The organism is Sandarakinorhabdus sp. (assembly GCF_031430775.1).
Classification (GTDB): Bacteria; Pseudomonadota; Alphaproteobacteria; order Sphingomonadales; family Sphingomonadaceae; genus Sandarakinorhabdus.
Window position 1 is genome coordinate 1 of record NZ_JANPCD010000050.1, and the last position, 2,239, is coordinate 2,239.

The following is a 2,239-nucleotide window of genomic DNA, read 5'->3' on the forward strand; positions in this document are numbered from 1 at the left end:
CCTGGTTGATCGCAATAATCTGCTGTTATGCTTATGAAACATTGCCTTGCAGTTGCAGCTTCCAGCTTTGCGCTACTCGCCATGCCGCAACCAGCGGAGGCGCAAATGGTCGGATCCGAAGTCCATGTGACGTTGGCGGCGCCCGCGCTGCCCGATCGCGAACCCCGCGTCGTGGCGCGCAAAGCCGTCGTGTGGGAACAACCGTTGGCGTTTCCGGTCGCAGCGAAGTTACTCGAAGATGCGACTTGGGAGGACAATAGCACCCGCATGCGGTTGAAGGCCGGAACAATTCTGAGGGTGAAACCAATGCCCGGCAATTTCGGTCAAGGACGCTCGGGCTTCACGGCTTTTTGCGGCCATGACGAGTATCAGGCAAAAAACTGGGCACCCAATCGCTGGAAGGTCGATCATTTTGGCTCGTGCCTTTTCGATTCCGATCAGGATGGGAAGCTCGATGAGTGGCGGCCCGCCAATCCGGAGGTGCGTTTCACCAGCAAGACCGATCCGATCGCTCCTACACCCTATGAAAAGGTTACCAATGCGCCCGCGGACTTCAACGTCAAGCTTGTCCATGTCGGCAGCAAGCGCGACCCCGCAACGGCGTTTGCCATCAACATCGGCGCTATCGGGCCATTGGGAATTACGATGAAGGCGGAGCCGCAGCCAGACGGCTCTACGCTGCTCAGCTTTCAGGGCCTCGAGCTTTTGTATACGGCTGGGCCAGACAAGTCGGCAACCGTCAAAGTACTGAAACCATTCGACGTTGGCGCGCCATTCGGCTTTAGCGCTTGGAAGGAATATCGAATCTACTAGCGCTGGAAAGAGGTGGGGGGCGCCGTCCCCTACCCGCCGGACGCTCTACTCTGAACGATACGTGACATTTATGACCATATAGGATAGATTTTTTAGTAGTCGTTGTTTGACATCTCAATCATCCCAACCTCGCGCGCAGCGATGCCGGCGCGCTAAAAAGGTCGATTGAGGTGTCGACTTCCCGAGCCATCGGGTGCCAGAAATCGCGATTCAGGTGTGACCTTCCGCTGTTGACGGCGAGATTATCGCAAAAAAAACAAGATCATGGGCAAAGCCCATGCTGGCGTCGGACGAGTTCAGCGCAGGAAGGCTGCGCTGCCTCGCCGGCCGTGCTTGCGCGAGTCCACGTGCAGCTTCGCTGCCCGCCGGCCGCGCTGCTCAAGCATCCAACAACCGCGTCAGATGCCCCACATCCGCATCGATCTCCCGGTCCGAAGCCCTAAGCTCCTCGATCCGCTTCACCGCATGCATCACCGTCGTGTGGTCGCGGCCACCAAAGCGCCGCCCGATCTCCGGCAGCGACCGCGGCGTCAGCTTCTTGGCGAGGTACATCGCCACCTGCCGCGGCCGCGCCACTTCGCGCGCCCGCCGTGCCGACAGCAGATCGGTCAGCTTCAACCGGTAATGCTCGGCAACCTTGCGCTGGATCTCGTCGATGGTCAGCTTCTTCTCATGCGCCCGCAGCAGGTCGGCAAGCGTCTCGCGCGTGAACTCCAGCGTCACCGGCTTGCCCACTAGCGCAGCATAGGCAATCACCCGGTTGAGCGCCCCCTCCAGCTCACGCACATTCGCCGTAATCTTGCGCGCCAGAAACTCGATGACCTCTGCCGGCACCGCAATGTTCTGCGTCATCCCCTGCAACTTCGCGTGCAGGATGTTCAACCGCAGCTCATAATCCGCCGGGTTGATATCAGCGACCAACCCCCAGGCCATCCGCGAAAGAATCCGCTCCTGAATGCCTTCCAGGTTCTGCGGGCTGCGATCCGCCGTGATCACCAGGCGCTTCCCCGCACTGATGATCTCGTTCATCGTGTGGAAGAATTCTTCCTGCGTCGATTCCTTGCCGGCAATGAACTGCACATCATCGATCATCAACAGATCAACCGAGCGCAACCGCTGCTTGAACGCGATGGTATCCTTGGCCCGCAACGCCGCCAGAAACTCGACCATGAACTTTTCGGCCGACATATACGCCACCCGCGCATCGGGCTGCCGCGCCAGGAACGCGTTGCCGATGGCGTGCATCAAATGGGTCTTGCCCAGCCCGGTGGTGCCATGCAGGAATAACGGGTTGAACCCCAGCACGCCCGGCTCGGCAACCGCCTGCGCCGCATTATAGGCCAACTCGTTCGACTTCCCGACAATGAAATTGTCAAAACTGTACCGGCTTTCGACCGGCAGGCTGATCGATGTCCCCTGTGGCACC

The 2,239-nt window shown here is 59.5% G+C and carries 2 protein-coding genes; one reads left to right on the plus strand and one right to left on the minus strand.

From position 1 onward, the window contains the following. Positions 1 to 33: 33 nt before the first annotated feature. Entirely contained in the window at positions 34 to 813 is a 780-nt protein-coding gene (locus RMQ73_RS02830; protein ID WP_310496473.1) for a hypothetical protein, read from the plus strand. Between the two features lie 378 nt (positions 814 to 1,191). Here the strand turns inward: RMQ73_RS02830 and dnaA are convergent. Then, positions 1,192 to 2,239, minus strand: a 1,048-nt coding sequence (gene dnaA, locus RMQ73_RS02835) for a chromosomal replication initiator protein DnaA (protein ID WP_310496474.1), incomplete at its 5' end; no start/stop codon positions are given.

Excerpts from the sequence above, each read along its gene's own strand:
- RMQ73_RS02830 (WP_310496473.1), top strand. The coding sequence starts at position 34 with ATGAAACATTGCCTTGCAGTTGCAGCTTCCAGCTTTGCGCTACTCGCC.